The 22,649-nt window shown below is 57.3% G+C and carries 23 protein-coding genes and 1 tRNA gene; 7 read left to right on the top strand and 17 right to left on the bottom strand.

The features are described 5' to 3' along the window. Positions 1 to 8 precede the first annotated feature (8 nt). A complete protein-coding gene (diaA, locus tag LGM20_RS02900) occupies positions 9 to 599 on the top strand; it encodes a DnaA initiator-associating protein DiaA (RefSeq protein WP_002918211.1) in 591 nt (196 codons plus the stop codon). 9 nt (positions 600 to 608) lie between these two features. Continuing rightward, on the top strand, positions 609 to 1,184 hold the full coding sequence (dolP, locus tag LGM20_RS02895) for a division/outer membrane stress-associated lipid-binding lipoprotein (protein ID WP_023291105.1): 576 nt from the start codon (positions 609 to 611) through the stop codon (positions 1,182 to 1,184). A 121-nt stretch (positions 1,185 to 1,305) separates the two neighbouring features. On the opposite strand, the gene LGM20_RS02890 is transcribed toward dolP, so the two are convergent. Both LGM20_RS02890 and LGM20_RS02885 read right to left on the bottom strand, forming a co-directional pair. Beyond that, positions 1,306 to 2,346, bottom strand: coding sequence for a permease (locus tag LGM20_RS02890; protein WP_023291106.1), 1,041 nt, complete (start codon positions 2,344 to 2,346; stop codon positions 1,306 to 1,308). A 75-nt stretch (positions 2,347 to 2,421) separates the two neighbouring features. Continuing rightward, on the bottom strand, positions 2,422 to 3,069 hold the full coding sequence (locus LGM20_RS02885) for an NAD(P)H-binding protein (protein ID WP_023291107.1): 648 nt from the start codon (positions 3,067 to 3,069) through the stop codon (positions 2,422 to 2,424). A 128-nt stretch (positions 3,070 to 3,197) separates the two neighbouring features. Here LGM20_RS02885 and LGM20_RS02880 point away from each other — a divergent pair, with 128 nt between their 5' ends. Next, entirely contained in the window at positions 3,198 to 3,734 is a 537-nt protein-coding gene (locus LGM20_RS02880) for a type 1 glutamine amidotransferase domain-containing protein (RefSeq protein ID WP_004206160.1), read from the top strand. Here LGM20_RS02880 and LGM20_RS02875 read toward each other — a convergent pair. Beyond that, positions 3,696 to 4,139, bottom strand: a complete 444-nt coding sequence (locus LGM20_RS02875; RefSeq protein WP_023291108.1) for a YhbP family protein — start codon at positions 4,137 to 4,139, stop codon at positions 3,696 to 3,698. The two genes, LGM20_RS02880 and LGM20_RS02875, sit on opposite strands and share 39 nt — an antisense overlap. Positions 4,140 to 4,188: 49 nt before the next feature. Here LGM20_RS02875 and LGM20_RS02870 point away from each other — a divergent pair, with 49 nt between their 5' ends. Continuing rightward, positions 4,189 to 4,479: a GIY-YIG nuclease family protein gene (locus tag LGM20_RS02870; RefSeq protein WP_074186135.1), complete on the top strand. Its 291-nt coding sequence runs from the start codon at positions 4,189 to 4,191 to the stop codon at positions 4,477 to 4,479. Here LGM20_RS02870 and LGM20_RS02865 read toward each other — a convergent pair. Continuing rightward, complete coding sequence (locus LGM20_RS02865) at positions 4,466 to 4,969, bottom strand: GNAT family N-acetyltransferase (RefSeq protein ID WP_023291110.1); 504 nt, start codon at positions 4,967 to 4,969, stop codon at positions 4,466 to 4,468. The genes LGM20_RS02870 and LGM20_RS02865 overlap by 14 nt on opposite strands. Further along, a complete protein-coding gene (ubiT, locus tag LGM20_RS02860) occupies positions 4,963 to 5,487 on the bottom strand; it encodes a ubiquinone anaerobic biosynthesis accessory factor UbiT (RefSeq protein WP_002918231.1) in 525 nt (174 codons plus the stop codon). The genes LGM20_RS02865 and ubiT overlap by 7 nt, the downstream gene beginning before the upstream one ends. A gap of 221 nt (positions 5,488 to 5,708) precedes the next feature. Here ubiT and ubiU point away from each other — a divergent pair, with 221 nt between their 5' ends. The 3 genes from ubiU (at position 5,709) to LGM20_RS02845 (ending at position 8,739) form a co-directional block, all read left to right on the top strand. Next, the gene (ubiU, locus tag LGM20_RS02855) at positions 5,709 to 6,704 is read left to right on the top strand and encodes a ubiquinone anaerobic biosynthesis protein UbiU (protein ID WP_004206164.1); all 996 of its coding nucleotides are present in this window, start codon (positions 5,709 to 5,711) and stop codon (positions 6,702 to 6,704) included. 5 nt (positions 6,705 to 6,709) lie between these two features. Next, positions 6,710 to 7,588: a U32 family peptidase gene (locus LGM20_RS02850; RefSeq protein WP_023291112.1), complete on the top strand. Its 879-nt coding sequence runs from the start codon at positions 6,710 to 6,712 to the stop codon at positions 7,586 to 7,588. Between the two features lie 143 nt (positions 7,589 to 7,731). Beyond that, complete coding sequence (locus LGM20_RS02845) at positions 7,732 to 8,739, top strand: luciferase-like monooxygenase (protein WP_044524832.1); 1,008 nt, start codon at positions 7,732 to 7,734, stop codon at positions 8,737 to 8,739. A gap of 44 nt (positions 8,740 to 8,783) precedes the next feature. On the opposite strand, the gene mtr is transcribed toward LGM20_RS02845, so the two are convergent. The 12 genes from mtr to LGM20_RS02785 all read right to left on the bottom strand — a co-directional run bounded on the left by mtr (position 8,784) and on the right by LGM20_RS02785 (position 22,484). Next, positions 8,784 to 10,028 (bottom strand): tryptophan permease, encoded by a 1,245-nt coding sequence (gene mtr, locus LGM20_RS02840; RefSeq protein WP_032454170.1) that lies wholly within the window; start codon positions 10,026 to 10,028, stop codon positions 8,784 to 8,786. A gap of 143 nt (positions 10,029 to 10,171) precedes the next feature. Continuing rightward, on the bottom strand, positions 10,172 to 12,103 hold the full coding sequence (gene deaD / locus LGM20_RS02835) for an ATP-dependent RNA helicase DeaD (protein ID WP_023291114.1): 1,932 nt from the start codon (positions 12,101 to 12,103) through the stop codon (positions 10,172 to 10,174). Further along, positions 12,096 to 12,176 (bottom strand): protein YrbN, encoded by an 81-nt coding sequence (yrbN, locus tag LGM20_RS02830; protein WP_085903200.1) that lies wholly within the window; start codon positions 12,174 to 12,176, stop codon positions 12,096 to 12,098. Before yrbN ends, deaD begins: the two co-directional genes overlap by 8 nt. 104 nt (positions 12,177 to 12,280) lie before the next feature. Then, positions 12,281 to 13,165, bottom strand: a complete 885-nt coding sequence (gene nlpI, locus LGM20_RS02825; RefSeq protein WP_004206169.1) for a lipoprotein NlpI — start codon at positions 13,163 to 13,165, stop codon at positions 12,281 to 12,283. 108 nt (positions 13,166 to 13,273) lie between these two features. Next, entirely contained in the window at positions 13,274 to 15,409 is a 2,136-nt protein-coding gene (gene pnp, locus LGM20_RS02820) for a polyribonucleotide nucleotidyltransferase (RefSeq protein WP_023291115.1), read from the bottom strand. Positions 15,410 to 15,651: 242 nt separating this feature from the next. Next, positions 15,652 to 15,921 (bottom strand): 30S ribosomal protein S15, encoded by a 270-nt coding sequence (rpsO, locus tag LGM20_RS02815; RefSeq protein WP_002918244.1) that lies wholly within the window; start codon positions 15,919 to 15,921, stop codon positions 15,652 to 15,654. Positions 15,922 to 16,068: 147 nt separating this feature from the next. Beyond that, positions 16,069 to 17,013, bottom strand: a complete 945-nt coding sequence (gene truB / locus LGM20_RS02810) for a tRNA pseudouridine(55) synthase TruB (RefSeq protein ID WP_044524834.1) — start codon at positions 17,011 to 17,013, stop codon at positions 16,069 to 16,071. Further along, entirely contained in the window at positions 17,013 to 17,414 is a 402-nt protein-coding gene (gene rbfA / locus LGM20_RS02805; RefSeq protein WP_002918248.1) for a 30S ribosome-binding factor RbfA, read from the bottom strand. Before rbfA ends, truB begins: the two co-directional genes overlap by 1 nt. Positions 17,415 to 17,516: 102 nt before the next feature. Then, the gene (gene infB, locus LGM20_RS02800; RefSeq protein WP_044524835.1) at positions 17,517 to 20,207 is read right to left on the bottom strand and encodes a translation initiation factor IF-2; all 2,691 of its coding nucleotides are present in this window, start codon (positions 20,205 to 20,207) and stop codon (positions 17,517 to 17,519) included. Between the two features lie 24 nt (positions 20,208 to 20,231). Beyond that, complete coding sequence (gene nusA, locus LGM20_RS02795) at positions 20,232 to 21,719, bottom strand: transcription termination factor NusA (RefSeq protein ID WP_002918252.1); 1,488 nt, start codon at positions 21,717 to 21,719, stop codon at positions 20,232 to 20,234. 27 nt (positions 21,720 to 21,746) lie between these two features. Beyond that, positions 21,747 to 22,199, bottom strand: coding sequence for a ribosome maturation factor RimP (gene rimP / locus LGM20_RS02790; RefSeq protein WP_002918364.1), 453 nt, complete (start codon positions 22,197 to 22,199; stop codon positions 21,747 to 21,749). 208 nt (positions 22,200 to 22,407) lie between these two features. Next, a tRNA-Met gene (locus LGM20_RS02785) sits at positions 22,408 to 22,484 on the bottom strand. Positions 22,485 to 22,649 lie beyond the last annotated feature (165 nt).

Below are 22,649 nucleotides of genomic sequence, written 5' to 3'. Positions count from 1 at the left end.
GGGATCCCGTGCTCGACAGAATCAAAGCCTGCTTTACCGAAAGCATTCAAACCCAAATTGCCGCAGCAGAAGCACTCCCGGACGCCATCTCCCGGGCGGCGATGACGCTCGTGCAGTCCCTGCTCAACGGCAACAAAATCCTCTGTTGTGGTAATGGCACTTCCGCCGCCAACGCACAGCATTTTGCTGCCAGCATGATTAATCGTTTTGAAACGGAACGCCCTGGTTTACCCGCCATTGCACTAAACACCGATAATGTGGTCTTAACTGCCATCGCTAACGATCGCCTGCATGACGAGATTTACGCCAAGCAGGTGCGCGCCCTGGGACATGCCGGCGATGTGCTGCTGGCAATCTCCACGCGCGGTAACAGCCGGGACATCGTCAAGGCAGTGGAAGCCGCCGTGACCCGCGACATGACCATCGTCGCGTTGACCGGCTATGACGGCGGTGAGCTGGCGGGCCTGTTAGGTCAGCAGGATGTCGAAATTCGCATCCCCTCGCACCGCAGCGCGCGTATCCAGGAGATGCATATGCTGACCGTCAACTGTCTGTGCGATTTGATAGATAACACTCTTTTTCCACACCAGGACGATTAAGGAGAACACATGAAGGCTCTCTCGCCCCTCGCCATCCTGCTTTCTGCACTACTGCTGCAGGGCTGCGTTGCCGCCGCGGTAGTCGGAACGGCAGCAGTCGGCACTAAAGCCGCAACGGACCCGCGTACGGTGGGAACCCAGGTCGATGACAGCACCCTGGAACTGCGCGTCAATAGCGCCTTGTCGAAAGATGAACAGATTAAGAAACAGGCCCGCATCAACGTTACCGCTTATCAGGGCAAAGTCCTGCTGACCGGTCAGTCGCCGACGCCGGACCTCTCAGCCCGCGCCAAGCAAATCGCCATGGGCGTGGAAGGAACCACGGAAGTGTTTAACGAAGTGCGCCAGGGCCAGCCGATTGGTTTAGGCACCGCCTCTTCTGATACCTGGATTACCACCAAGGTGCGTTCGCAGCTGCTGGGCACCGATCAGGTCAAATCCTCGAACGTGAAGGTGACCACGGAAAACAGCGAAGTCTTCCTGATGGGGCTGGTGACCGACCGTGAAGGCCGCGCGGCGGCGGATATTGCCAGCCGGGTGAGCGGCGTGTCCCGGGTGACTACCGCCTTTACCTACATCAAATAAAGCTGCAGTTTCCCGGCTGGCGCTACGCTTAGCCGGGCTGCAGTCCCCTGTTCGTTATGTGCCGGGTTAGGCGTAGCCGCCGCCCGGCACACCATCCGGCTATCCGTACGTTTACAGCACACTACACCAGCGCCAGCGCACCGACAATCGCGCCGCACAGCGCCACCAGCCCGCCGGTCAGCCACAGCGCTTTGGCCGGGAAGGCTTTGCGCAGCATAATCAGCGACGGCACGCTCACCGCCGGCAACGTAATCAGCAGCGCCAGCGCCGGCGCGACGCCCATCCCTGCCAGCATCATCGTCTGGACAATCGGAATTTCCGCCGCAGTAGGGATCACAAACAGGCAGCCGGCGATCGCCATCGCGATGACCCAGAACAAGGTATTATCCACCACGCCATCAGCGTGCGGGAACAGCCAGACGCGCGCCGCACCCAGCACCAGTACCGCAAGGATATAAACCGGGATGGTGTTCCAGAACAACGTCCACAGCGCCCGCAGCCAGCGGCTAAAGAAACCGCCCTGGGCCGCTTCCGGTTGCGCTTCAGGCACCACGGCAGGCTGCGTCGCCGCCTCTTTTACCCATTTCTGCACCAGCGTTGCGACAATCAGCACCGTCGCCAGGCCCGCCACCAGGCGAACCAGCGCAAACTGCCAGCCCAGAACAAAGCCCATAAACACCAATGTCGCCGGGTTGAGCAGCGGATTGCCCATCCAGAACGCCAGCGCCCCGCCCATCGACACCTGCTGTTTGCGCATCCCGGCCGCGACCGGCGCGGCGCAGCAGGTGCACATCATGCCTGGTAGCGAGAAAATCGCCCCCAGCAGCGTCCCCTGAAAACGCGATTGCCCCAGGGTGCGCAGCAGCCAGTCGCGCGGGATCAGCACCTGAATCAGCGACCCGAGCAGCACGCCGAGCACCGCCGCTTTCCAGACGGCAAGGAAGTAAACCATCGCGTAGTCCCACGCCGCCTTTAACGGATTAGCGTCGGCCTGGGCGAGAATGGATTTACCGATACTGTGGGTTTCCGCCGCGGTGAAGGCTTTCCCGTAGTACGGCTGCCATTTGACGAACCACAGGCCGACAATCACGACGAGAAAGAAAAGCGCGGGTTTCCACCATTGAAATGGTGACGCCGCCTGAGATGAAGACTGACCAGCCATAGCATTCCCCAGCAAGAAATGTGGATATGAATTGAAGCCGTGAATACTACGCCGGAAGCCTGCGTTTGCAAACCGCTATTCCGCCTGCCGCGCGGCGCGCTCCCGCAGCTCGGACGATGACAGAATTTGCACCCCTTCGTGAGTGGGCGACAGCGCCTCCTCCAGCAGGGCAATCGCCACGTCGCGGGCCGCAATGGATTTCCAGTTCCCCGGTAAGAGTCGGAACAGCGGTTCGAGGAAGGTCTCATTGGCCCGTTTTTTTTCCCGCTCGCCTGACAGCATCGACGGCCGGGCAATGGTCAGCCGCGGCCATCCCTGCTCGATTAGCGCCGCCTCCATTTCCCCCTTCACCCGATTGTAGAAAAACGGCGAGTGGGCGTTAGCGCCCATCGCGCTGACCACCAGCATATGCTGAGCGCCTAGCCGTTTGCCGGTCAGCGCCGTATCAACAACCAGCGTAAAGTCGGCATGGACAAAGGCCTCTTTACTTCCCGCTTCCCGGCGCGTCGTTCCCAGACAGCAGAAGACAATGTCGACCGGGTCGACCACCTGCGCCAGGGCATCGGTCAGTTGCGGATCGTACGGATTAAACACGCCTTCCGCCGGCGCCAGTGGGCGACGCGTCGGGGCGGCGATGGTGCTGATGCGGGGCTCATTTTGCAGCAGCCGGAGTAAGTGACCGCCAACTAACCCGGTCGCGCCGGTCAATAATACCTGACTCATTGATTCTCCTTTACGGAATTCTCTGCCTTGCACTTTCGCGCTCATGTTCCAGGCTTAATACCTTACAAGGTAAGTATCCACCATCATCATGGAATTACCTCATTGACCATCCAGACAGCGGAGGAAGCATGAGTAAAAAGATAGCCGTGCTCATTACCGACGACTTTGAAGATTCTGAATTTACCTCTCCCGCCGAGGCGTTTAAGCTCGCCGGGCATCAGGTCGTGACGATCGAAAAGCAGGCTGGCAAGACGGTGAAGGGTAAACAGGGAGAAGCAGAGGTCGCCATCGATCGGGCCATTGATGACGTCACACCGGGTGAATTTGATGCCTTGTTGCTGCCAGGGGGCTATTCCCCGGACCAGCTGCGCGGGGATGAACGCTTTGTCACCTTTACGCGCGATTTTGTCAACGGCGGGAAGCCGGTCTTCGCCATCTGCCACGGCCCGCAGCTGCTGATCAGCGCCGATGTGATCCGCGGGCGCAAGCTCACGGCGGTAAAACCGATCGTGGTGGATGTGAAAAACGCCGGGGGCGAGTTTTACGACCAGGAGGTGGTGGTCGATAACGAACAGCTGGTCACCAGCAGAACGCCGGACGATCTGCCGGCCTTCAATCGCGAAGCGCTACGCCTGCTCGGCGCCGGCATCGCGCCGCCAGTGTAGCTTTTTCCCGAACCCCAGCGTGTTGTCGGTAAACTTGATTTCGTCCGGACGAATCTCCCAGACCGGCGCCGACAGCATGCGGGCCACCGGGAAGCGCTTGACATAGCGCTGGCGCATTCGCGCCTCTTCGTCGCCGCGCAGACGACGGATCTCGCCCTGGAACTGCACGCCGCGGATCAGGGCCACGGTTTTTGGCTGACCGTTGACCGTCCCGGCCACCTTCGCCCGCTCGCCGGTCATCTGGCCGTGGCGGGTGTGCTCCTCGCTGAGCAGATAAAAGGCCACGGTATCCGGGTCATAGACGTAAAAGGCATTCGCACACCACAGCTCGTCGTCACGGGAGACGCACCAGGTAACGACGTGCTGTTTACTCAGCCAGCGGCCAATGGCGGCAAGCGTATCCATCTTTCTTCTCCGTTATGCTATGGTGCATACACCTTACCATAGTGACTTTGTGACCGTGTGCTGGTTTCTGTATCTCATTCGAACCGCGGATAATCGCCTCTATACCGGCATCACCACCGATGTGCAGCGCCGCTTTCGCCAGCATCAGGCAGGGAAAGGCGCGAAGGCGTTGCGCGGCAAAGGCGACCTGCGACTGGCCTTTAGTCATGAAGTTGGTGAACACTCACTTGCTTTGCGGCTGGAATACCGCATTAAGCAGCTAACGAAGCGCGAAAAAGAGCGCCTCGTTGCCGGAGAGGATACCGTTGAAACCTTGCTGGCAAGGCTTAAAAACGATTAAAGTGGTCGCTGTATTCGACCTGACCGTGGACGCCTTCGAGGGCGTCATCCGCCAGGCGATGCACCTGGAACGCCTCCGCGCTGTCCGGCCAGCGGCAGCGGAGATCGAAGCGCGCGGCCGGTTCAAAACCAAAGCGACGGTATAACGCCGGGTCGCCCAGCGTCACCACCGCGGCATAGCCAAACTCATTCAGCGAATCCAGCCCTTCATAGACCAGCTGCCGGCCAATGCCCTGTCCACGATAGCGTTCATCCACCGCCAGCGGCGCCAGGCCGACCCACTGCAGCTCTTCACCTTCCACCGCAACCGGGCTGAAGGCAACGTAGCCGATCACCTGGCCTTCATCATCCGTCGCCACTACCCCCAGCGTGATCAGTCCATCTTCACGCAGATCGTGCACCAGCTGCGCTTCGGCATCGCGGCCGAAGGTACGACGCAGCAGCGCGTCGATTCCCGGTGCATCAATCCCAATTTCCACTCGAATCAGCATGCCTCACCTACCGATGTCTGTTCAGGTTTCTGCGGGCTCTTCAGTCCAGCTTCGACAAAATCCGCCAGTTGCAGCAACATCACGCGCAGCGCTTTGGGCATCTGCTCGAGCTCAATGGCGTCCATCAAATTTTTTACATACAGCCCCAGCTCCGTATCGCCTTCAATAACCAGACGACGCTGGAAGAATAGCGTATCCGGATCCTGCTTGCGCGCGGCGATCATTAACAGATCGCTGGCGTCGGCGCTGAAGCTGACGTCGGCGTCGGCCTGCTGGCTGACCACCAGGCGACCATCGACTACCGAGGTATACCACAGCAGACCGATGTCACGCACATGAATACTTAACCAGCGCCCCTCGAGAAACTCCAGCTCACCCTCCGCCAGCGCCTGGCGAAACTGCCAGCTAAGCACCTGCTCCAGCACCTGGCGCTTGAGGGCAAAAGGCGCCAGCTTAACCGGCACGCTCATTAAAGACGGGCCAAAGTGGACCAGCCGGGAACGCAGTTTATCCAACACAAGCTTTACTCCATGAATGCAATTGTGCCGCTATTGTGCCATATCACATAAACAACATAGCGGCGTAAATCAACAAAAACGCGATGACGGCAGCCAGTTATTGGCGCCGCCAATACACTTTTAACTGCCTCAAATCAAAAATTGTCACCAGAAGGTTAACTAAAATCCCTGCTCGTTAACCATTCAGCGTCCCTGACGGGCCGCATTTTTCAGGAAAAATTATGGAGCTGCTCTGCCCAGCCGGTAACCTTCCGGCGCTTAAGGCGGCCATCGAAAACGGCGCCGATGCCGTCTATATCGGGCTGAAAGATGACACCAACGCCCGCCACTTTGCCGGCCTTAATTTCACCGAAAAGAAACTGCAGGAAGCCGTCAGCTTTGTGCATCAGCACCGTCGTAAGCTGCATATCGCCATCAACACCTTCGCCCACCCCGACGGCTACGCCCGCTGGCAGCGCGCGGTGGATATGGCGGCTCAGCTGGGCGCCGATGCGCTCATTCTGGCCGATATCGCCATGCTGGAGTACGCCGCGGAGCGCTATCCGCATATAGAACGCCATGTGTCGGTACAGGCTTCCGCCACCAATGAAGAGGCCATTCGCTTCTATCATCGCAACTTCGACGTGGCGCGCGTCGTACTGCCGCGGGTGTTATCTATTCACCAGGTGAAACAGCTGGCCCGCGCCACGCCAGTGCCGCTGGAAGTCTTTGCCTTCGGCAGCCTGTGCATCATGGCGGAAGGCCGCTGCTATCTCTCTTCCTACCTGACCGGCGAATCGCCCAACACCGTCGGCGCCTGTTCGCCTGCGCGCTTCGTTCGCTGGCAGCAAACCCCGCAGGGGCTGGAATCGCGTCTCAATGAGGTGCTGATTGACCGCTATCAGGATGGGGAAAACGCGGGCTACCCAACGTTGTGTAAAGGCCGCTACCTGGTCGATGGCGAGCGCTATCACGCGCTGGAGGAGCCCACCAGCCTCAACACTCTGGAACTGTTGCCGGAGCTGATGGCCGCCAATATCGCCTCAGTGAAAATCGAAGGCCGTCAGCGCAGCCCAGCCTACGTCACCCAGGTGGCGAAAGTCTGGCGCCAGGCGATCGATCGCTGCAAAGCCGATCCGCAGAATTTCGTGCCGCAATCCGCATGGATGGAAACCCTTGGCTCCATGTCCGAAGGGACACAAACCACCCTTGGCGCCTATCACCGTAAATGGCAGTGAGAAACATGAAATATTCATTAGGGCCGGTGCTTTACTACTGGCCAAAAGAGACGCTGGAAGATTTTTACCAGCAGGCGGCAAACTGCAGCGCCGACACCATTTATCTCGGCGAAGCGGTGTGCAGCAAACGCCGCGCCACCAAAGTCGGCGACTGGATCGAGATGGCGAAAGCGCTGGCCGGCAGCGGCAAGCAGGTGGTGCTGTCTACCCTCGCGCTGGTGCAGGCCTCCTCTGAACTGGGCGAGCTGAAGCGCTATGTCGATAACGGTGAGTTCCTGATTGAGGCCAGCGATTTGGGCGTGGTGAACCTCTGCGCCGAACGCAAGCTGCCGTTCGTCGCCGGGCATGCGCTGAACTGCTACAACGCCGTCACTCTGCGTCTGCTGCTTAAGCAAGGTATGGTGCGCTGGTGCATGCCGGTGGAGCTTTCCCGCGACTGGCTGGCTAATTTACTGACCCAGTGCGAAGAGCTGGGTATTCGCAATCAGTTTGAAGTCGAAGTGCTGAGCTACGGCCATCTGCCGCTGGCTTATTCCGCCCGCTGCTTTACCGCCCGCTCGGAAGATCGGCCAAAGGATGAGTGCGAGACCTGCTGCATCAAGTACCCAACCGGGCGCAGCATGCTGTCCCAGGAGAACCAGCAGGTGTTCGTGCTCAACGGTATCCAGACCATGAGCGGCTATGTCTACAACCTGGGCAATGAGCTGACGTCCATGCACGGCCTGGTGGATATGGTGCGCCTGTCGCCGATGGGCAACGAGACCTTCGCCATGCTCGACGCCTTCCGCGCCAATGAAAACGGCGCTGCGCCGCTGGCGCTCACCGGCAACAGCGATTGCAACGGCTACTGGAAACGGCTGCCTGGGCTGGCGCTGCAGGCCTGATAAACCGCTCACTTTGTTAACAGCAGTGCTCAGATTTTAATGCATTATTAAAGATGCAGCTTTTCTGGCTGGCGCGTCCTGGATGCGCCAGGCTGGAAGAAGACCTTCAATCTGATGACGATGCTGTAGCAAAGTGAGCCTTTATGACTGACAAATCTGTTCCGTTCTCGGTGCTCGATCTGGCGCCGATCCCGCAAGGATCTTCTGCTAAAGAAGCCTTTACCCACTCTCTGGATCTCGCCCGGCTGGCCGAATCGCGCGGCTATCACCGCTACTGGCTGGCGGAGCACCACAATATGGTCGGCATTGCCAGCGCAGCGACCTCGGTGCTAATTGGCTATCTCGCAGCCAATACCACCACCCTGCATCTGGGGTCCGGCGGGGTGATGCTGCCCAACCACTCTCCGCTGGTGATCGCTGAGCAGTTCGGCACCCTGAATACCCTCTATCCCGGGCGTATCGATCTCGGCCTTGGCCGCGCGCCGGGCAGCGATCAGCCCACCATGCGCGCCCTGCGTCGCCATATGAGCGGCGATGTCGATAACTTCCCGCGCGATGTGGCGGAACTGGTGGACTGGTTTGACGCCCGCGATCCGAACCCGCACGTGCGCCCGGTTCCTGGCTATGGCGAACGAATTCCGGTGTGGCTGCTGGGCTCAAGCCTCTACAGCGCCCAGCTGGCGGCGCAGCTCGGCCTGCCGTTCGCATTCGCTTCGCACTTCGCGCCGGATATGCTGTTCCAGGCCCTGCACCTGTATCGCAGCAACTTTACGCCCTCAGCGCGGCTGGAAAAACCGTATGCCATGGTGTGCATTAATATCATCGCCGCCGACAGCAACCGCGATGCGGAGTTTCTCTTCACTTCCATGCAGCAGGCGTTTGTGAAGCTACGTCGCGGCGAAACCGGACAGCTGCCGCCGCCGGTGGAAAATATGCATCAGCTGTGGTCAGCGTCCGAGCAGTATGGCGTGCAGCAGGCGCTGCGCATGTCGCTGGTGGGTGATAAAACCAAAGTCCGCCACGGCCTGGAGTCGATTTTGCGGGAAACCGAGGCGGACGAAATCATGGTCAATGGCCAGATCTTCGACCCCCAGGCGCGCCTGCATTCTTTCGATTTAGCGATGCAGGTGAAAGAGGAATTGTTGGGTTAATCAAAATCCAGGCCCGGTGGACGTCGCGCCACCGGGTAAGCCTCTTACTGGTAAACCGGCAGCAGATTAACGCTCGACAGAATGTGCACGACCGCATTGCCCAGGCCAAACAGCAGGATCAGCACAATCATCGGTGTTCCGCCCCATACGCGGAACTGTGGGCTGCCGAAGCGTTTACGCGAGGCGCGAGCCAGCAGCGCCGGTACAATCGCCGCCCAGATCGTCGCCGCCAGGCCGGCATAGCCGATGGCGTAGAGGAAGCCATCGGGTTTCACCAACCCGCCAATCATCGGCGGAATAAAGGTCAGCAGCGCAGTTTTAAAGCGCCCCAGCGCGCTGTCGTCAAAGCCAAACAGATCCGCCAGGTAGTCGAACAGCCCCAGCGTGACGCCAAGGAACGAGCTGGCGACGGCAAAGTTAGAGAACACCACCAGCAGCAGATCCAGGCTCCGGCTGTTCAGCACCCCGCTCAGGGCCTGCACCAGCACATCAATGTTGCCGCCCTTCTGCGCGATGTCGATAAACTGCGGGCGCGGGATATTGCCCATCGTCACCAGCAGCCAGACCACGTACAGACCCAGCGCCAGCAGCGTACCGTAGGTTAAGCAGCGGATGATGGTACGTGGATCTTTTCCGTAGTATTTCATCAGGCTCGGCACGTTGCCGTGGTAGCCAAACGAGGCCAGGCAGAACGGCAGCGTCATCAGCAGGTATGGCGCATAGGAGGCGTTCTTTTCCGCGACGTTAAACAACGTCGTCGGCTCGACGTGCCCCAGCAGACTGCCGAAGGTCAGGAAGAAAGTGATCACCTTGGCGCCAAGCACGATAGCCGTCATGCGGCTCACCGCTTTGGTGCTCATCCAGACGATAAATGCCACCAGCAGCGCAAAGCCAAAACCCGCCGCCCGCGCCGGTACGTTCAGCGACATCTCGCTAAACGTATGATGCAGTATCGAGCCGCTGGCTGAAATATAGGCGTAGGTCAGAATATACAGCACAAAGGCGATCGACACGCCGTTGACCAGGTTCCAGCCCTTGCCGAGCAGATCTTTGGTAATGGTGTCGAAGCTGGAGCCGATCCGGTAGTTAAGGTTGGCCTCGAGGATCATCAGACCGGAGTGCAACATGCAGAACCAGGTGAAGACCAGCGCCGCCAGCGACCAGAAAAACCACGCGCCGGACATCACCACCGGCAGCGAGAACATGCCCGCGCCGATAATCGTACCGCCGATGATCACCACGCCGCCAAACAGGGACGGACGGGTTGCCGTAGTGGTTAGTGTCGCCATTTACCGAAATCTCCAGTCAAAAATACTTTCCCACGATGGGTGTGACGCACTGTACCAGTACACGAGTACAAAATAAATAAAAAAAGCCCCAATCATGACGATCGGGGCTGTATTATTTAGTTTACGCTAGCGGGCTGCGTTAATTACGCATCGCCACCGAAGCGACGGCGACCGGCAGAGTCATCGCGGCGCGGCGCGGATGCATCGTCACGACGCGGCGCACGGCCTTCACGACGTTCGCCGCTGAAACGACGACCATCACCACGACCACCTTCACGACGCTCGCCACCGAAGCCACGACCGCCTTCACGACGCTCACCGCCGAAGCTACGACCGCCTTCACGACGTTCACCGCCGCCACGACGTTCGGTGCGCGGCTGCGCATCGCCCAGCAGCTGCATGTTCATCGGCTTGTTCAGGATACGGGTACGAGTAAAGTGCTGCAGCACTTCGCCCGGCATCCCTTTCGGCAGTTCGATGGTAGAGTGAGATGCGAACAGCTTAATGTTACCGATGTAACGGCTGCTGATATCGCCTTCGTTAGCGATCGCGCCAACGATATGACGTACTTCAACACCGTCATCGCGACCCACTTCAATGCGATACAGTTCCATATCGCCTACGTCACGACGCTCACGCTTCGGACGATCTTCGCGATCGCCACGCGGAGCGCGGTCGTTGCGGTCGCCACGACGCTCGAAGCGATCGTCACGGTCACGGAACTCACGACGCGGACGCATCGGCGCATCCGGCGGCACGATCAGCGAGCGTTCGCCCTGGGCCATTTTCAGCAGCGCAGCAGCCAGCGTTTCCACGTCCAGCTCTTCGCCTTCCGCCGTCGGCTGGATTTTCGCCAGCAGCGCACGGTACTGGTCCAGATCGCTGCTTTCCAGCTGCTGCTGGACTTTCGCGGCGAATTTTTCCAGACGACGTTTGCTCAGCAGCTCTGCGTTCGGCAGTTCAACTTCCGGAATGGTCAGCTTCATCGTACGTTCGATGTTGCGCAGCAGACGACGCTCGCGGTTCTCAACGAACAGCAGCGCGCGGCCGGCGCGGCCCGCACGACCGGTACGGCCGATACGGTGAACGTAAGACTCGGAATCCATCGGGATGTCGTAGTTCACCACCAGGCTGATACGCTCAACGTCCAGACCACGGGCTGCAACGTCAGTCGCAATCAGGATATCCAGACGACCGTCTTTCAGACGCTCCAGGGTCTGCTCACGCAGCGCCTGGTTCATGTCGCCGTTCAGCGCCGCGCTGTTGTAGCCGTTACGCTCCAGCGCTTCAGCCACTTCCAGGGTCGCGTTTTTGGTACGGACGAAGATAATCGCCGCATCAAAATCTTCCGCTTCCAGGAAACGCACCAGCGCTTCGTTTTTACGCATGCCGTAGGCAGTCCAGTAGCTCTGGCTGATGTCCGGACGAGTCGTCACGCTGGACTGAATACGCACTTCCTGCGGCTCTTTCATAAAGCGGCGGGTAATGCGACGGATCGCTTCCGGCATGGTGGCGGAGAACAGCGCGGTCTGATGCCCTTCCGGGATCTGCGCCATAATGGTTTCTACGTCTTCGATAAAGCCCATGCGCAGCATTTCATCTGCTTCATCCAGTACCAGGCCGCTCAGTTTAGAGAGGTCCAGAGTGCCGCGCTTCAGGTGGTCCAGCAGACGACCCGGGGTACCGACAACGATCTGCGGACCCTGACGCAGGGCGCGCAGCTGCACGTCATAACGCTGGCCGCCGTACAGGGCAACCACGTTTACGCCGCGCATATGTTTAGAGAATTCCGTCATTGCTTCAGCAACCTGTACCGCCAGCTCGCGGGTCGGCGCCAGCACCAGGATCTGTGGTGCTCTCAGCTCAGGATCGATGTTGTTCAGCAGCGGTAAAGAGAACGCTGCGGTTTTACCGCTACCGGTCTGGGCCATACCCAGAACGTCGCGGCCGTCCAGCAGATGCGGAATGCACTCAGCCTGGATCGGAGATGGTTTTTCGTAACCCAGATCGGTAAGCGCTTCAAGGATAGGAGCCTTCAGGCCCAGATCTGCAAAAGTGGTTTCGAATTCAGCCATGTAGTACGTGTGCCTCAAAATTAATGGCGGCCAGTCTACATAACTCATCGTGAAAATTTACGGTAATTTTCATTGAAAAGTGTGAACCGGCTCAAAGTAGGTGTATTAACGAACAACAACGCCCTCACCCGCGAAGGTGATGGCAAGCAAAAAACTATGGGCTGATGTGTTCGTCAGCTATTGCTGGTCCGATTCTGCCAGGTCATCTTGCTCCTGGCCCAAGAGCGATAATTCCAACAATGCGTATCGGTGCTCAACGTAGTTATGTACGTTGTTGGCGACCGCCAGTTTGAACAGTGCCGTAGCGCTGTCCTTGTCCCCCAGACTTAGGTAGTACTTACCTAAATAGAAGTTGGTTTCACTGAGATGCTCAGCGAGCGAGGTGTTATCCGTTGCGTCTGCCTTCAGACGAGTCATCAGCTCTTTTTCGCTAATGTCGCCAAGGTAGAACTCGACAATGTTCCATCCCCATTGCTCTTTGTCCGACTTGTCTAAGCGCTCTCTGAGTGCTTCAAGCGCCCGCTTCTCGTCGAGTTTACGCTCGGCGATATAAAGCCACAGGCTACGGAAAGGATCATTGGGATCGTCTTGATAAAACGCCAGCAGATCATCTTGCGCTAACTTAGCCCGGCCGCCGTAATACAGGGCGATACCGCGGTTCAAGTGCGCGTAGTTGTAAGTTGGATCAAGCTCAAGTACAGAATCAAACGCTTCATAGGCAGCATCAAAATTGCCTGCCTGCGTTAAGTAAATGCCTAAGTAATTGAATACTTCAGGCATATCGGGTCGGATTGCCAGCGCTTGTGAAAAATCATTTCGCGCTAATGCCCTCAGACCGAGACTATCATACAACACTCCGCGCTCATATAAAAGCTGTGCGCGTTCGTCATCGGATAAAGCCCGACTGGCAAGAATTTGTTCCATACGTGCCAGAATCACTTCTTGCTGTAAAGTCGGTTGCAATGGTACTGCGAGGACGGCGTCCTTACGCCAGGCGGTGCTACTGCATCCTGCCAGCGTGAGAGCTGTCGCCACGAAACACCAGCGCAAAAAAGGCTTCATTTCCCACTCCCGAAGACAACGATTGGATGAACGTCCTGTTCCCCGGCTGCAAACGAGGCGTCCTGCCCGTAAAACGCCCTCCGCAAAAGCGGAGGGCTAACGGCAACCTTACTCGCCCTGCTCGGCAGCCGGAACTTCCGGCGCTGCGGCAGACGGAGTCTGTTCAGTTGCTTCTTTGATGCTCAGACGGACACGGCCCTGGCGGTCAACTTCCAGAACCTTAACCGGTACTTCCTGACCCATCTGCAGGTAGTCAGTCACTTTCTCAACGCGCTTGTCGGCGATCTGCGAGATGTGAACCAGACCTTCTTTACCGCCGCCGATGGCAACGAACGCGCCAAAGTCAACGATACGGGTCACTTTACCATTGTAGATACGGCCAACTTCGATCTCAGCGGTGATCTCTTCGATACGACGGATAGCATGTTGTGCTTTGTCGCCGTCGGTCGCTGCGATCTTCACGGTACCGTCATCTTCGATTTCGATGGTGGTGCCGGTCTCTTCGGTCAGGGCACGGATAACAGAACCGCCTTTACCGATAACGTCTTTGATCTTGTCCGGGTTGATCTTGATGGTGTGGATACGCGGTGCGAATTCAGAGATGTCGCCGCGCGGCGCGTTAATCGCCTGCTCCATCACGCCCAGGATGTGCAGACGCGCACCTTTAGCCTGGTTCAATGCAACCTGCATGATTTCTTTGGTGATACCTTCAATTTTGATATCCATCTGCAGCGCAGAGATACCGTCGCGGGAACCCGCTACTTTGAAGTCCATATCGCCAAGGTGGTCTTCGTCACCGAGGATGTCAGACAGCACGACGAAGTTGTCGCCTTCTTTCACCAGGCCCATGGCGATACCCGCCACGGCGGCTTTCACCGGCACACCAGCGTCCATCAGCGCCAGAGAGGCACCACAGACGGAAGCCATGGAAGAAGAGCCGTTGGATTCGGTGATTTCAGACACCACGCGAACGGTGTACGGGAATTCGTCGATAGTCGGCATCACGGCCAGAACGCCGCGCTTAGCCAGACGACCGTGACCGATTTCACGACGCTTCGGAGACCCCACCATGCCAGTTTCGCCTACGGAGTACGGAGGGAAGTTGTAGTGGAACAGGAAGGAGTCGGTACGCTCGCCCATCAGTTCGTCGATGTTCTGCGCATCGCGTGCGGTACCCAGAGTCGCGGTAACCAGCGCCTGCGTTTCGCCACGGGTGAACAGTGCGGAACCGTGAGTACGCGGCAGAACGCCGGTACGAACGTCCAGACCACGGATCATATCTTTTTCGCGGCCATCGATACGCGGCTCACCGGCCAGCACGCGGCTACGAACCACGTTTTTCTCGATAGCGTGCAGGATTTCACCCAGTTCGTTAGCGTCCAGGGTTTCATCTTCTGCAACCAGCGTAGCGATGGTTTCAGATTTGATCACATCAACCTGAGCGTAACGCTCTTGTTTGTCGGTGATACGGTAAGCATCGCTCAGGCGGGATTCAGCCAGCGCAGCCACGCGCGCGTTCAGCGCTTCGTTGACGGCTTCCGGCTGCCAGTCCCAACGCGGTTTACCGGCTTCTTTCACCAGGTCGTTGATGTTCTGAATAACAATCTGCTGCTGCTCGTGGCCAAAGACCACCGCGCCCAGCATCTGGTCTTCGCTCAACAGTTCCGCTTCGGATTCCACCATCAGCACGGCCGCTTCGGTACCGGCAACCACCAGATCCAGTTTGCTGGACTTCAGCTCTTCCTGGGTTGGGTTCAGTACGTACTGGTCGTTGATGTAACCCACGCGCGCGGCGCCGATTGGGCCATTGAACGGAATACCAGACAGGGACAGCGCTGCGGAAGCGCCGATCATCGCGACGATATCCGGGTTAACCTGCGGGTTAACGGAAACCACGGTGGCGATAACCTGAACTTCGTTAACGAAGCCTTCCGGGAACAGCGGGCGAACCGGGCGGTCAATCAGACGCGCGATCAGGGTTTCGCCTTCGCTTGGGCGGCCTTCACGACGGAAGAAACCACCCGGGATTTTACCGGCAGCGTAGGTACGCTCCTGGTAGTTAACCGTCAGCGGGAAAAAGTCCTGGCCTGGCTTCGCTTTTTTCTGGCCCACAACGGTCACGAATACCGCAGTGTCATCCATGCTAACCATCACAGCGGCCGTTGCCTGGCGCGCCATCATGCCGGTTTCCAGGGTCACGGTATGCTGGCCGTACTGGAATTTACGAACGATCGGATTAAGCAAAATTCTATCCTTTTTATCTATAAATCACGCCATATCTACGACATAGCGTCTATTGACCCGATCCTCTGCATCCTCGCGACTAATGACAACCTTTACCCGCCCCTGCGGATGAAGCCTCTCATTAGCCGCGCGAACCTCTGCATGAAGATCATTACTAGCAACAATACATGAGTTTTGAATGAATTGCTGCCGCCCGGTCGAAAAAAGGGGCCGTCAGGCCCCTTTTTCTGAAACTCGCAGAATTAGCGACGCAGACCCAGACGCTCGATCAGCGCAGAGTAACGTGCAACATCTTTACGTTTCAGGTAGTCGAGCAGTTTACGACGCTGAGAAACCATGCGCAGCAGACCACGACGGCTGTGGTGATCTTTTTTGTGCTCTGCAAAGTGGCCCTGCAGGTGGTTGATCTGTGCAGTCAGCAGTGCAACCTGAACTTCGGTAGAACCGCTGTCGTTTTCGCCACGACCAAACTCAGAAACGATTTTTGCTTTAGCTTCAACGCTTAGAGACATTTTAGAACTCCAAAATTAAAAGAAAGAAAGGGTGCCGATCTCTAATTCAGCGACCCCTGATGCAACGCCCGAAAATGTTAAAACACTTTAGCGGACGTTAAGCGGCGATATTCTACTCGTAGCAGGCTTTTATCGCAAGAAAAGCGCTTACGCCGGGTATTCCACCACCAGACGACGCGGCGCCACGCGGCCTTCCTCGTCAATTTCGCCCATGCCGAGAAACTTGCCGGATTCGCTTTCCATCACCCGCACCAGCCCGTTAAGCGGCGCGCCTGACTGACGTACCGGGTTGCCGTTTTTAAAGTAGACCGCGGAGGTCTCCGGGATCGTCACCAGCGGATAGTCCGACGCCGGGCTGTCCATGGGCATCAGCAGCGGATCGAGCAGCTGCGCGGCAGGAATATCCTGCGCCGCCGCCTGATCGACCAGCGCCTGCAGCTGCTCGAGGGTCACCATCCGCTCAACCGGGTATTTGCTCACCGCCAGGCGACGCAGGAAAATCACGTGCGCGCCGCAGCCGAGCTTCTCACCTAAATCATCGATAATCGTCCGGATGTAGGTGCCTTTCGAGCAGTGGATCTCCAGCTCCAGTTCATCGCCTTCATGGCGAATAAACAGCAGCTCATAAACGGTAATCGGCCGAGCTTCACGCGGGACCTCAATCCCCTGACGGGCATATTCGTACAGCTTCTTGCCCTGATATTTCAGCGCCGAATACATCGACGGCACCTGCTGCGTCTCGCCGCGGAAGCTGTCCAGCGCCGCCGCCAGCTGTTCGTCGCTAAAGGTCAGCGGGCGCTCTTCCACCACCTGGCCATCGGCATCGGAGGTATCGGTGCGCTGGCCAAGTTTAGCTATCACGCGGTAGCGCTTATCGGAGTCCAGCAGGTATTGGGAAAACTTGGTCGCTTCGCCAAGGCAGATCGGCAGCATACCGGTCGCCAGCGGATCCAGCGCGCCGGTGTGTCCGGCGCGGTTGGCGTTATATATACGCTTTACTTTCTGCAGCACATCGTTGCTGGAGGCGCCCTGAGGCTTATCCAGCAGCAATACGCCGTGCACGTCGCGGCCGCGACGACGAGGACGACTCATCAGTCCTCCTTGCTGTCGTCCGGGTTCACACGACGCTCATCGTCGTGTTTCACCACGCTGGTGACCAGGTTGGACATACGCATCCCTTCCACCAGTGAGTTGTCGTAGAAGAAGGTCAGCTCCGGCACGATGCGCAGGCGCATCGCTTTCCCCAGCAGAGAGCGGATAAAGCCAGAGGCTTCCTGCAGCGCTTTGATGCCCGCTTTCACCGCGGCTTCATCTTTGTCGTTGAGGAAGGTGACATACACCTTGGCATAGGCCAGGTCACGGGACATTTCCACACCGGAAACGGTGGTCATCATGCCCAGACGCGGATCTTTAATTTCACGCTGCAGGATGATAGCAATCTCTTTTTGCATCTCCTGGGCCACGCGCTGCGGGCGACCAAATTCTTTCGCCATAATAAATTCTCCAGAATAAAGACAAAAAAGGGGCCTAAAGCCCCTTTTTAAAATGATTGCCGGGTGGCGCTTCGCTTCCCCGGCGGCTTAGCCATCCGATGATTAATCGATGCTACGCTGGATTTCGATGATTTCGAACACTTCGATCATATCGCCAACGCGAACGTCGTTGTAGTTCTTCACACCGATACCACATTCCATGCCGTTACGGACTTCGTTAACGTCATCTTTGAAGCGGCGCAGGGATTCCAGCTCGCCTTCATAGATAACCACGTTGTCACGCAGCACGCGGATTGGGTTGTGACGTTTGATCGTCCCTTCGGTAACCATACAGCCCGCGATGGCGCCGAATTTCGGCGATTTAAAGACATCACGCACTTCAGCCAGACCGATGATCTGCTGTTTCAGTTCCGGAGACAGCATGCCGCTCATCGCCGCTTTCACTTCGTCGATCAGGTTATAGATGACGGAGTAGTAACGCAGATCCAGGCTTTCCGCTTCGATAACTTTACGTGCAGAGGCATCGGCACGAACGTTGAAGCCAACCAGAATCGCGTTGGATGCTGCAGCCAGGGTGGCGTCGGTTTCGGTGATACCACCTACGCCGGAACCGATGATCTTCACTTTCACTTCGTCGGTAGACAGTTTCAGTAAGGAATCGGAAATCGCTTCGACAGAACCCTGTACGTCCGCTTTCAGCACGATGTTCACTTCGTGAACTTCGCCTTCGGTCATGTTAGCGAACATGTTTTCCAGTTTAGATTTCTGCTGACGCGCCAGCTTAACTTCACGGAATTTGCCCTGACGATACAGCGCCACTTCACGCGCTTTTTTCTCGTCACGAACCACGGTCACTTCATCACCGGCAGCCGGCACACCGGACAGGCCGAGGATTTCCACCGGAATAGACGGACCCGCTTCCAGCACTTCGCGACCCAGTTCGTCACGCATCGCACGCACACGACCGTATTCGAAGCCGCACAGAACGATATCGCCCTTGTGCAGAGTACCTTCGCGAACCAGAACGGTAGCGACCGGACCACGACCTTTATCAAGGAAGGATTCGATCACCGCGCCGCTCGCCATCCCGTTACGGACCGCTTTCAGCTCGAGTACTTCAGCCTGCAGCAGGATCGCGTCCAGCAGGTCGTCGATACCGGTACCGGCTTTCGCGGAGACGTGGACGAACTGGCTCTCGCCGCCCCACTCTTCCGGCAGGATGCCGTACTGGGACAGTTCGTTCTTCACACGGTCCGGATCGGCTTCAGGCTTATCGATCTTGTTCACCGCAACCACCACCGGCACCTGCGCCGCTTTGGCGTGCTGGATAGCTTCGATAGTCTGCGGCATCACGCCGTCGTCTGCCGCCACCACCAGAACCACGATATCCGTCGCCTGCGCACCACGAGCACGCATGGAGGTAAACGCGGCGTGGCCCGGGGTATCCAGGAAGGTGATCATGCCGTTGTCGGTTTCTACATGGTAAGCACCGATGTGCTGGGTAATACCACCCGCTTCGCCGGAAGCAACCTTAGTGGAACGGATGTAGTCCAGCAGCGAGGTTTTACCGTGGTCAACGTGACCCATGATGGTCACAACCGGTGCGCGCGGTTCAGCCGCCGCGCCGGTGTCACGATCGCTCATTACCGCTTCTTCCAGCTCGTTTTCACGACGCAGGATAACTTTGTGGCCCATCTCTTCGGCAACCAGCTGTGCGGTTTCCTGGTCGATGACCTGGTTGATGGTCGCCATGGCGCCCAGCTTCATCATCGCTTTGATGACCTGCGAACCTTTCACCGCCATCTTGTTAGCCAGTTCGCCAACGGTGATGGTTTCGCCGATCACGACATCACGGTTAACGGCCTGCGCCGGCTTCTGGAAGCCCTGCTGCAGAGCGGAACCTTTACGGTGCTTACCGCCTTTGCCGCCGCGAACGGCCGCACGGGCTTCTTCACGATCGGCTTTAGATTCAGCGTGTTTGTTGCCTTTCTTCGCCGGACGCGCCGCTTTGCTGCTACGGCTGCGGCTGCGGCCGCCTTCGACTTCACGATCGTTATCATCTTCAGCCTGACGAGCATGCTGTGACGTGGTGACGTGATAGTCGCTTGTGTCTTCCGGGCTGTCTGAAGTTTCAGACCAATTTTTTTCGTTTTCTTCTGCCATACGGCGTGCTTCTTCCGCTACACGGCGCGCTTCTTCTTCAAGTTTGCGGCGTGCTTCTTCTTCCGATTTGCGCTTCAGTTCCGCGGCTTCGTTCTCGCGACGGATCTTTTCAGCCTGGGCGGTTTTGGTCATTTCGTCGGTATGTTGATTGCTCACTTTGTCTTTTTCCGCAGCTTCACGTTTCGCTTTATCAGCGACTTCACGTTTAGCTTGTTCTGCGGCCTCACGTTCAGCTTTTAATTGCGCCTCGCGTTTCGCTGCTTCTTCAGCTTCACGACGGGCCTGCTCTTCCGCTTCACGCTGCGCCTGCTCTTCCGCGGCCAGGCGTTCAGCCTCTTGCGGATCGCGTTTCACAAAGGTGCGTTTCTTGCGGACTTCGATTTGTACCGATTTACTCTTTCCACCGGTACCTGGAATATTCAACGTACTGCGCGTCTTACGCTGTAACGTCAGCTTGTCTGGCGCCGAACCGTGCTCACGGTTCAGGTGCGTCAACAAAGTTTGTTTCTCTTGCGAGGTCACAGAATCATCAACCGTTTTGCGGATGCCTGCGTCAGCAAATTGCTGTATCAGGCGATCCACAGAGGTCTGAATCTCTGAGGCCAGCGCTTTAATAGTCACATCTGTCATGCTGTTCCTTCCTGCTACAGTTTATTACGCTTCGTCGCCGAACCAACAAATGTTGCGAGCGGCCATGATGAGCTCGCCAGCTTTCTCGTCGGTCATCCCTTCGATATCAGCCAGGTCATCAACGCCCTGCTCGGCGAGATCTTCCAGCGTACAAACACCACGGGCAGCCAGTTTGAATGCCAGGGCACGATCCAGACCTTCGAGATTCAACAGATCATCGGCAGGTTTGTTATCTCCCAGGCTTTCTTCCTGAGCCAGCGCCAGCGTAGTCAGTGCGTTTTTCGCACGCTCACGAAGTGCTTCAACGGTGGCTTCATCCAGACCGTCGATTTCCAGCAGTTCTTTCATCGGCACATAGGCCAGCTCTTCCAGTGAGGAGAAGCCTTCTTCAACCAGCACTGTCGCGAAATCTTCATCAATATCGAGATATTTGGTGAAGGTATCGATAGCGGCATGCGCTTCCGCCTGGTGCTTAGCCTGCAGATCGTCAACGGTCATCACGTTGAGTTCCCAGCCGCTAAGCTGCGAGGCCAGGCGGACGTTCTGACCGTTACGGCCAATCGCCTGCGCCAGGTTGCCCGCTTCTACCGCGATATCCATGGTGTGTTTATCTTCATCCACCACGATGGACGCGACGTCTGCCGGCGCCATAGCGTTAATCACGAACTGCGCCGGGTTATCATCCCAGAGGACGATATCGATACGCTCGCCGCCCAGCTCGGTGGATACCGCCTGCACGCGCGCGCCGCGCATACCGACGCAAGCGCCAACCGGGTCGATACGCTTGTCGTTGGTTTTCACCGCGATTTTGGCACGAGAGCCCGGATCGCGAGCTGCCGCTTTGATCTCCAGCACTTCTTCACCGATTTCCGGCACTTCGATGCGGAACAGTTCGATCAGCATCTCAGGTTTGGAACGGGTCACGAACAGCTGGGCGCCACGCGCTTCCGGACGGACGGCGTACAGTACGCCGCGAATGCGGTCGCCCGGACGGAAGTTTTCACGCGGCAGCATATCTTCACGCAGGATCACGGCTTCAGCGTTGTTGCCCAGATCCAGAGTGATGTTGTCGCGGTTCACTTTTTTCACCACGCCGGTGATGATCTCACCTTCGTGCTCGCGGAACTGATCGACCACCATCGCGCGCTCGGCTTCGCGAACTTTCTGCACGATAACCTGTTTAGCGGTCTGGGTGGTGATGCGGTCGAAGGTGACAGATTCAATCTGATCTTCGACGTAGTCGCCGACGTTCATGCTTTCATCTTCGAAACGCGCGGCTTCCAGCGTGATCTCGCGCGTCGGCTGGGTGACTTCTTCTACAACCAGCCAGCGACGGAAAGTGTCGAAATCGCCGCTCTTGCGGTCGATTTCAACGCGAACGTCGATCTCTTGTTCGTATTTTTTCTTGGTGGCCGTTGCCAGCGCGCTTTCCAGCGCTTCGAAAATTTTCTCACGCGGCAGCGCTTTTTCGTTGGAAACGGCTTCAACAACAGCCAAAATTTCTTTGTTCATCGGGGCCTTTCACCTCAATCCAGACTGTTAAAAGTGGGGAACCAGGTTCGCCTTCTGGATGTTACTCAGCGCGAACACTTCATCTTTGCCTTCGACGGTTACCGTGATCATTTCACCGTCTACCGCTTTGATAATGCCCTGCCATTTGCGACGGTTCTGAACCGCCATGCGCAGCACCAGCGCAACTTCTTCGCCAGTGAAACGTTGATAGTGTTCGGCGGTGAACATCGGACGGTCGAGACCAGGCGAAGAGACTTCCAGGTTGTAAGCGACAGTGATCGGGTCTTCGACATCCATGACGGCGCTTACCTGGTGGCTCACATCAGCACAATCATCAACGTTGATGCCATCTTCACTATCAATATAGATGCGCAGTGTGGATGTGCGACCGCGAATAAATTCGATGCCGACCAGCTCAAAGCCAAGCGCTTCAACCGGCGCAGTGAGCATCTCTGTCAATTTTTGCTCTAATGTGGACAAACCCACCCCCAAGACATAAAAAAAGGGCGTATAGCCCAGTTATTCTGAAGTCAGATAACAAAAAACCCCGATAAATCGGGGCTTTAGATAACTGAACCCTGAGATCGCCATGGCGATCTGGAACACCTTCCGCAAGAATTCTTTCAAATTCGGCTACGAAGGACACCTAGTCCTCACAGTATATTTGAAAAAGTACTTAATGGGAAAGTGGTTGCGGGGGCCGGATTTGAACCGACGACCTTCGGGTTATGAGCCCGACGAGCTACCAGGCTGCTCCACCCCGCGCCTGAAACGTGGCATATTTTACTCTTTTTGAGCAAAAGACGCAAATACTGCTGGGATTTGGTACCGAAGACGGGACATAAAATCGGGATGAATTGTAACGACAATTAGTATATTTTGTCAACATGCATTTTATCGCCCCCGATTGCCGTTTGTGCTGGTATTTCA

Source organism: Klebsiella quasipneumoniae subsp. quasipneumoniae (assembly GCF_020525925.1).
GTDB lineage: Bacteria > Pseudomonadota > Gammaproteobacteria > Enterobacterales > Enterobacteriaceae > Klebsiella > Klebsiella quasipneumoniae.
Note: the sequence above shows the minus strand (reverse complement) of the source record. Positions and strands in the feature narration are given on the sequence as shown.

What these genes read in the sequence shown, in the direction of transcription:
- deaD (WP_023291114.1), bottom strand. Translation starts at nt 12,103, where the DNA reads ATGGCTGAATTCGAAACCACTTTTGCAGATCTGGGCCTGAAGGCTCCT.
- ubiU (WP_004206164.1), top strand. Translation starts at nt 5,709, where the DNA reads ATGGAGCTGCTCTGCCCAGCCGGTAACCTTCCGGCGCTTAAGGCGGCC.
- rbfA (WP_002918248.1), bottom strand. Translation starts at nt 17,414, where the DNA reads ATGGCGAAAGAATTTGGTCGCCCGCAGCGCGTGGCCCAGGAGATGCAA.
- LGM20_RS02885 (WP_023291107.1), bottom strand. Translation starts at nt 3,069, where the DNA reads ATGAGTCAGGTATTATTGACCGGCGCGACCGGGTTAGTTGGCGGTCAC.
- truB (WP_044524834.1), bottom strand. Translation starts at nt 17,013, where the DNA reads ATGAGTCGTCCTCGTCGTCGCGGCCGCGACGTGCACGGCGTATTGCTG.
- nlpI (WP_004206169.1), bottom strand. Translation starts at nt 13,165, where the DNA reads ATGAAGCCTTTTTTGCGCTGGTGTTTCGTGGCGACAGCTCTCACGCTG.
- nusA (WP_002918252.1), bottom strand. Translation starts at nt 21,719, where the DNA reads ATGAACAAAGAAATTTTGGCTGTTGTTGAAGCCGTTTCCAACGAAAAA.
- LGM20_RS02865 (WP_023291110.1), bottom strand. Translation starts at nt 4,969, where the DNA reads ATGCTGATTCGAGTGGAAATTGGGATTGATGCACCGGGAATCGACGCG.
- infB (WP_044524835.1), bottom strand. Translation starts at nt 20,207, where the DNA reads ATGACAGATGTGACTATTAAAGCGCTGGCCTCAGAGATTCAGACCTCT.
- LGM20_RS02845 (WP_044524832.1), top strand. Translation starts at nt 7,732, where the DNA reads ATGACTGACAAATCTGTTCCGTTCTCGGTGCTCGATCTGGCGCCGATC.
- yrbN (WP_085903200.1), bottom strand. Translation starts at nt 12,176, where the DNA reads ATGAAAATTACCGTAAATTTTCACGATGAGTTATGTAGACTGGCCGCC.
- LGM20_RS02880 (WP_004206160.1), top strand. Translation starts at nt 3,198, where the DNA reads ATGAGTAAAAAGATAGCCGTGCTCATTACCGACGACTTTGAAGATTCT.
- dolP (WP_023291105.1), top strand. Translation starts at nt 609, where the DNA reads ATGAAGGCTCTCTCGCCCCTCGCCATCCTGCTTTCTGCACTACTGCTG.
- LGM20_RS02890 (WP_023291106.1), bottom strand. Translation starts at nt 2,346, where the DNA reads ATGGCTGGTCAGTCTTCATCTCAGGCGGCGTCACCATTTCAATGGTGG.
- mtr (WP_032454170.1), bottom strand. Translation starts at nt 10,028, where the DNA reads ATGGCGACACTAACCACTACGGCAACCCGTCCGTCCCTGTTTGGCGGC.
- rpsO (WP_002918244.1), bottom strand. Translation starts at nt 15,921, where the DNA reads ATGTCTCTAAGCGTTGAAGCTAAAGCAAAAATCGTTTCTGAGTTTGGT.
- LGM20_RS02875 (WP_023291108.1), bottom strand. Translation starts at nt 4,139, where the DNA reads ATGGATACGCTTGCCGCCATTGGCCGCTGGCTGAGTAAACAGCACGTC.
- LGM20_RS02850 (WP_023291112.1), top strand. Translation starts at nt 6,710, where the DNA reads ATGAAATATTCATTAGGGCCGGTGCTTTACTACTGGCCAAAAGAGACG.